Origin of the sequence: Phaeobacter sp. JH20_08 (genome assembly GCF_048056635.1) — a bacterium.
GTDB classification, from domain to species: Bacteria; Pseudomonadota; Alphaproteobacteria; order Rhodobacterales; family Rhodobacteraceae; genus Phaeobacter; species Phaeobacter bryozoorum.
In genome coordinates this window covers 80,280-86,805 of the sequence record NZ_JAYMVV010000017.1, presented here as the reverse complement: position 1 = coordinate 86,805, position 6,526 = coordinate 80,280, and the positions used below count along the sequence as shown (strand labels likewise).

Genomic DNA, 6,526 nt, shown 5'->3' with positions numbered 1-6,526 from the left:
ATTGTTATAATTGGCCGGAGCCGGCGGGAGCACCCGGCCGACATTGGGACACCGCAGATCCTGCGTTCACCCTGCCAGCAGCCGCAGCCCCTGGGTCACGTCAGACCGGACCGCCAGCCGCAATCCCGGCTCATCCCCCGCCTTCAGCGCGGCAATGATCAGCTTGTGGTTCTGCGGCGGCTCGGTCCGCCGCAACCGCCCGTAGAGGGCCCGCATGGTCGGGCCCAGCTGCAGCCAGACGGTCTCTGCCATGGCCAGCATCGCTGGCGCCTGCGCCCGCAGATAAAGCGTCCGGTGAAACTCCAGATTGGTGCGGATATAGCCCACCGCATCGCGCTTGGAGATCATCTCGGCCACATTGGTATTTATGCTTTGCAGCCGGTCGATCAGGGCAATATGCGCACGCGGCAGCGCCCGGCTGGCCAGCTCCACCTCGATCAGCGCGCGCAGGGCCGCCAGTTCTTCGATCCGCTCGTTTGTCAGCTCCGGCGTCGACACCCGGCCCGAAGATGACAGGAACAGCGCCCCCTCAGCCACCAGCCGCCGTACCGATTCGCGGGCCGGCGTCATCGACACATCAAACTCGCGACCAATCCCCCGCAGGGTCAGCGCCTCCCCTGGCGTCATCTCGCCATGCATGATCCGCGTGCGCAAGGTACGGTAGACCCGATCATGGGCGGACCCTGTGGGCGGCTCGGCGGTGGGGCGAACGGGATTGGACATGAGGTTCTTGTGATCACAAAACCACGTCACGTCAACAGCTCTCACAGCGTGAGGCCCTGAGCCCTCCCCCGCGCGCGCCGGGGCCGTCAGAACCGGTAGCGATGCAGGTGGTTGCCTTCGCTGCGCAGCCAGCCACGCGCCCCATCATATGGCCCGTAAAGCTCTCGGACGATGGCCCAGAAGGCCGGTGAGTGATTCATCTCCGCCAGGTGGGCCACCTCATGCGCCGCGACGTAGCGCAGCACCTCCGGTGGCGCCAGGATCAGCCGCCAAGAGTACATCAGCGCGCCATCGGAGGAACAGGATCCCCATCGCGACCGCGTATCCCGCAGGCTGATCCGGCAATAGCTGCGGCCCAGCGCCGCCGCATATTGATCCGACGCCGCCGCCAGCCGGTCGCGGGCCAGCTCTTGCAGGTAGCGCTGGATGCGGCGCCCCGGCCCCGCCCCGTTCACCGCCCCCGGCACCGCCAGTTGTCCCGGCTGCAACAGCAGGCGACGCCCGGTTCCAGCCACCACCCGTCGCGGTTGCCCGTCAATGGGCAGCAGGCTGCCATAGCCTACCTCTATGGGATCCGGGTGCCGCGCCAGATGGCCGCGGATCCAGTCTTCCTTTTCCTGGGCAAAGGCCAGCGCCTCTCGCTCTGGCACCCGCGCCGGCAGCGTCAGCGTCACCCGCCCGTCCAGCCCGGAGATCCGCAAACTGATCCGCCGCGCCCGCGCCGAGCGGCGCAGCGTCAGCGGAACCGGCGGATCTCCGGGCAGGTGATGATCAGCCATGGCGACCTCCCCTTTTGGCAAAGGCTTTGACAGCACCCGGCGCATATGGCAAGGCACCTGAATCGTCGAACCGACTCAGCAGAAAATCAAGGGGATCCACATGCCCAATGAAGAATGGGGTGTAAAGCGCGTTTGCCCGACAACCGGCAAACGTTTTTATGACCTGAACAAGAACCCGATCATCAGCCCATACACTGGCGAGGTGGTCGAACTGAACAACGGCAAAAGCCGGATGATCGAAGCCGACGCCGAAGACGCGGCAAGCCGTAAGGCCAAGGAAAACACCGACGGCGATGACGCGGTGCTTGATGATGCAGATGACGTCGATCTGGATCTGGGCGACGATGTCCTGGATGACGATGACGACGAGGACAACGTCTCGCTTGAAGATATCGCCGACGTCGCCTCTGAAGACGACGACTCCTAAGGCCACACGGCCCTTGGGGGAGGTGCTGCCACCTCCCCCGGACAGCCAGAATTACAGCCGAAATTCAGCTGCCAAAAAAATCTCGGACGATGGTGCATTTTCCGCTTGCGGCCCGCGCCAGCCTCCCTTAAATCACCGTCACACACCGCGAGACGGAAACGAAACGCGGCGGTTTGGGGCCTTAGCTCAGCTGGGAGAGCGCCTGCATGGCATGCAGGAGGTCAGCGGTTCGATCCCGCTAGGCTCCACCAAACCCCCTATGAAATGAGTAAGATGGCGTGGCTCACCCCACAGCGTGAACTGGCTCATCTGTGCCGCACGGTGCTGTTTTCACTCAATAATCACTGCCGCATTGATCCGCACCCTTGGGCAGAAAGATCGCCTTGCAGTCCTTTCTCCTGTCAGAACGGGGGGCGGCAAATGGGCGACCATCTCCTCGTTTTGCATTTTTGGCAGCGCATAATAGACCCTGAGCCGAAGACCACGGCCACAGCACAACCACCATCCGCTCATGACGCCCGCCGCACGCGACGATGGCTTGAAAAGATGTGCTGCGAGCAGATATGCGGTCACGCGGCGTGGTCACCTTGCGGTCATGCCGATCCCCAGATCGGGCACCTCGCGTCGCGCGAGCGTCAGCACCCCATGCCCTCGCGCCGTGTCAGGCCGCGTGCAGATGCCCGATGTCGCGGCGCCTGAGGGATCGACGTGCAAGATCGCCATAGGCTCCGCGCACGCGGCTACGTCCGGGCTCGCCGGTCAACCCATGCACCGCAGCGAGGTCGGGGAACAAGGTCAGCAGCTCTCGCATATCATCGACCGAAAGGCCTCGGATGGCCTCGGGGCCGGGCCAGAAAGTTTCGGTCGCGATGCCTTCGGCAAAGATAACCTCATGTTGCTCGGTCATCAGATGCACATAGGTGACGGGTGCGTGATGCGCGATCTGGCAGGTGAAGTCTGGATCGGCTTCGGCCAGCAATTTCGACGAGATGAACTTTTCGTCGCGGGAATGATCCGGCATCAGGGCGCGATCACTGACAATCAGGCGATGCTGGGGTGACAGCAGCATCGGACGCTCCGGCGAGAGGATCCCACCGGGGCGCAGGCAATAGGGACGCAGATGCGGGCGCTGCAGCAGCTCGGCCGAGCTGAGATGACGCTTGCCGACCCAGATCACCGGCTGAAAGCCGTTGTCAGCGGTTTGCAGCAGATCGCCGACCCGGATCTGACCGGCCGGAACCGCCCCCCGCCGCGTTGCAAGCAGGACATTCGGGGTAAAACAGGGGATCCCCGCTGAATAGAGCTGATTGTGACTGCTCATCTGCGCGGGCGTAACCCCCTGCAGCACCAATTGTTCACCCCCCGGAAAGGTCAGCAGGGCATTGCCGAAACCATCGTCGGAAACGACAACATCGCTGGTCATGACCGCGCCGCCGACTCCGCTGCCACCGGTCAGCCCCGAAACATCCAGCTGATCGTTGTAGAAGCCATTGCCATCGTCATCGTTGAGATCGAAATCGCCGACGGTATCAACGCCGCCCGCCTGGGTGAGGATCAGCCGGTCATCGCCGGCGCCGCCGATGATCGAGTCCTGGCCGCTACCCAGCGTGATGGTGTCATCCCCGGCACCGGCATCAATATTGACACCGGCATTGTCAACCGAGGCATCAACCACATCGCCCTGGTTCGTCAGGGTCAGCCGTTCGATCTCGCTGAAGGTGACCGTATCGGCGCCGTCGGTGATCTGCCCCGCTTCAAACCCGGTATAGGTGACCGTGACACTGCTGGTGACTGCCGACATGTCGATGTGGTCGGAGTCATTGCCGGCCTCACCGCCCGAGATCGTGTCATTGCCAAAGCCGTCCGACATCTGGAACGTATCGGCATCCGCTTCGCCATACATCTTGTCAGCGCCGCTGCCCCCGACCAGCAGGTCGTTGTCATTGCCGCCGTACATCGTGTCGGCGCCATCGCCGCCTTCCAGCGTGTCGTTGCCATCGGTTGCGACGATGCTGTCATCGCCGGTCCCGCCCACCAGGCTGTCGTCACCGGCCGAGTTGCGCAGGGTATCATTGCCTGCACCCCCGATCAGCGTGTCATTCCCGAGGCCGGTGGTCAGGCTGTCGTCGCCATCGCCGCCATCAATGTAATCATCCCCGTCACCACCGGAGATGGTATCGGCCCCGAGACCACCCATCAACGTATCGTTGCCAATGCCGCCGTCCATGACGTCGTTGCCATCACCGCCGTCGAGGCTGTCGTTGCCGGACTCGCCATACATCAGGTCGTTGTCGGCGCCGCCAAGCAGGAGGTCGCCGTCATTGCCCCCGTACATGGTGTCGTCGCCATCGCCACCTTCCAGCGTGTCAAAACCGTCGGTCGCAACGATGCTGTCGTTGCCAACCCCGCCGACCAGGCTGTCATCGCCGGCCGAGTTGTTCAGGGTGTCATTGCCCTCGCCGCCGATCAGCGTGTCGTTGCCAATTCCGGTGGACAGCTGGTCATCACCAGCACCACCTTCGATATAGTCATCGCCGTCACCGCCGGAGAGGGTATCGCCCCCCTCGCCGCCAATCAGGGTATCCGCGCCGACGCCGCCATCCATGACGTCATCGCCATCACCGCCCTCCAGATGGTCGTCCCCCTCCTCGCCCATGATGGAGTCATTGCCGCCCTGACCATAGACAATATCATTGCCGTCGCCCGCCAGCACGGTATCGGCGCCCTGTTCGATGATCGTGGTGACCGGATCGTCCAAAATATCACCCGATAGGGTAAAACCCGACAATCCGACACGGGTCTGCAGGGTGAACTCGATCGACGAACGATCTTCAAAGGAGGCAGAGAACCAGGAATCCTGATCCGTATAATCGTTCAGTTCCGAACCGGTGGCCTTGACCACATTTCCGTCGATACCCGTGGTCAGCGAGGAATCGGAGGAAATACCAAAAGAGGTGAAACTGTTGCCATCGATGATCACCGCCTCGGCGTCGCCGGTTTGGCTGTTGTCATCAATGTCGTTGAAGGTCGCGGTCGAGTTCAGATAGACCGTTTCACCAGTTATGGGATCAAAAAACTCCAGCCGGAATTTGGCCTGATCCCCCGGCTGGTTCCCGGTCAAGAGGATTTCCGCGCCGGCGGTATAGCCGAATTCAACCGACATATTGGCGTTGGATTTTTCAAGCAGGATCAGCCTGCCGGAGATGCTGGTGCCATCCTCAAGCTTGGCGATATCCCTGAAAATCGCATAGTTCCCGACGGAGCCGGTGCTGCCGTCATGGACCACGCTCTGGATGTTGTTGATGTCGAGCGTCAGCGGTGATGCGTTTGCCCCCTGCGCAAAACCGTCCCCCATATCGCCATAGATGACGTCATTGCCGAGGCCCCCGTCGATGACATCGCTGCCCTCCTCACCGGCAACGGTATCGTCTCCCTCACCGGCATCCATGGTATCGTCACCGGTGGTGCCGCCCATTCTGTCATTACCCCGGCCACCGACAAGAGTAGCAAGGAGATCTTCGAGCCAACTTGGACGGGGCATGGCGGGTATCAATCCTTAGCTGATCAAAACGCAGTATTCATGACCAGTGGGAACGGACCCATGGCCAATGGTATCTACACATACCAAAGCCAATTTAGAGGTCTTGCGATAAAAAAGAGTAAACTGGCGCCGAAACGCGTGTTCCAGCCGTAAAACGGCCCGCCCGAACCGATATCCGGCCCGATCTCCCTGCGTCACTTTGCAACCGCTGAAAGCCAGCGCCGAAACCGTTGAAACTATGGTTTCATCAGCTCCTTGATGCCACCGATAAATGTGGCGTCATCCTGCTGATGCCGCTGATCCAGAAGCGCAACAGCATCTGGCCCGGCCCGAAAGCGCAGACGGTCGCCGCTGTCATTGGCGGCCTCCCAGATCACTTCGGCGACGGTTGCAGGGGCAGACGGGCTGGAGGCCAGCCTGCTGAACACCCGCCCCATGGCCTCAGCCGTGGGCGCATAGTCAGGCAGGCTGTCATCCAGTGCAAAATCAAAGGAGCTGCCACCGAAATTCGTTCTGATCATGCCCGGCTCGACAATCCGAACCCGGATGCCCAGCGGTTCCAGTTCGTAATGCAGCGCTTCCGAAAGACCTTCGACAGCGAATTTTGTGCCATGATAAAGCGTGCCGAGCGGGAATGTGATCTGTCCGCCGATGGAGGAGATATTGATGATCGTGCCTGACCGGTTCTCCCGCATATGCGTCAACACGGACTTGGTCACTTCCAGCAACCCGATCACATTGGTGTCGAACTGGCGCCGGATCCGCTCCATCGAAAACGCCTCAAGCGCGCCATAGGCGCCATAGCCTGCATTGTTGAGCAGCACATCAATTCGGCCAAAACGCTCAATGCCCTGTTTGACCGCCACTGCAATCGACGCCGGGTCGGTCACATCCAGCCGCGCCAGATGGACATTGTCGAGTGCCGCCAGCTCGCCCGTGCTGTCGGGGCTTCGCATGGTCGCGATGACATTCCAGCCCTGCGCCTGAAAGTGTCTGGCAGTGGCTTCGCCGATACCCGACGAGGCGCCCGTAATCAGAATGGTTTTCATAGTCGCT

At 61.6% G+C, this 6,526-nt stretch carries 5 protein-coding genes and 1 tRNA gene; 2 read left to right on the top strand and 4 right to left on the bottom strand.

Features of this window, described 5'->3' with window-relative positions:
• Positions 1 to 66 precede the first annotated feature (66 nt).
• On the bottom strand, positions 67 to 723 hold the full coding sequence (locus VWY75_RS15530) for a GntR family transcriptional regulator (protein WP_340546682.1): 657 nt from the start codon (positions 721 to 723) through the stop codon (positions 67 to 69).
• An 86-nt stretch (positions 724 to 809) separates the two neighbouring features.
• Positions 810 to 1,502 (bottom strand): SprT family zinc-dependent metalloprotease, encoded by a 693-nt coding sequence (locus tag VWY75_RS15525; protein WP_340546681.1) that lies wholly within the window; start codon positions 1,500 to 1,502, stop codon positions 810 to 812.
• 100 nt (positions 1,503 to 1,602) lie between these two features.
• Between VWY75_RS15525 and VWY75_RS15520 the strand changes: the two genes are divergently transcribed.
• A complete protein-coding gene (locus tag VWY75_RS15520; protein ID WP_416535560.1) occupies positions 1,603 to 1,929 on the top strand; it encodes a TIGR02300 family protein in 327 nt (108 codons plus the stop codon).
• Between the two features lie 175 nt (positions 1,930 to 2,104).
• A tRNA-Ala gene (locus tag VWY75_RS15515) sits at positions 2,105 to 2,180 on the top strand.
• A 410-nt stretch (positions 2,181 to 2,590) separates the two neighbouring features.
• On the opposite strand, the gene VWY75_RS15510 is transcribed toward VWY75_RS15515, so the two are convergent.
• Both VWY75_RS15510 and VWY75_RS15505 read right to left on the bottom strand, forming a co-directional pair.
• Positions 2,591 to 5,470 carry a Hint domain-containing protein gene (locus VWY75_RS15510; protein WP_416538197.1) on the bottom strand — a complete coding sequence of 960 codons (2,880 nt, stop codon included), beginning with the start codon at positions 5,468 to 5,470 and terminating at the stop codon, positions 2,591 to 2,593.
• 236 nt (positions 5,471 to 5,706) lie between these two features.
• Positions 5,707 to 6,519 carry an SDR family oxidoreductase gene (locus tag VWY75_RS15505; RefSeq protein ID WP_416538196.1) on the bottom strand — a complete coding sequence of 271 codons (813 nt, stop codon included), beginning with the start codon at positions 6,517 to 6,519 and terminating at the stop codon, positions 5,707 to 5,709.
• Between the last annotated feature and the right edge of the window lie 7 nt (positions 6,520 to 6,526).

What these genes read in the sequence shown, in the direction of transcription:
- VWY75_RS15520 (WP_416535560.1), top strand. Translation starts at nt 1,603, where the DNA reads ATGCCCAATGAAGAATGGGGTGTAAAGCGCGTTTGCCCGACAACCGGC.
- VWY75_RS15530 (WP_340546682.1), bottom strand. Translation starts at nt 723, where the DNA reads ATGTCCAATCCCGTTCGCCCCACCGCCGAGCCGCCCACAGGGTCCGCC.
- VWY75_RS15505 (WP_416538196.1), bottom strand. Translation starts at nt 6,519, where the DNA reads ATGAAAACCATTCTGATTACGGGCGCCTCGTCGGGTATCGGCGAAGCC.
- VWY75_RS15510 (WP_416538197.1), bottom strand. Translation starts at nt 5,470, where the DNA reads ATGCCCCGTCCAAGTTGGCTCGAAGATCTCCTTGCTACTCTTGTCGGT.
- VWY75_RS15525 (WP_340546681.1), bottom strand. Translation starts at nt 1,502, where the DNA reads ATGGCTGATCATCACCTGCCCGGAGATCCGCCGGTTCCGCTGACGCTG.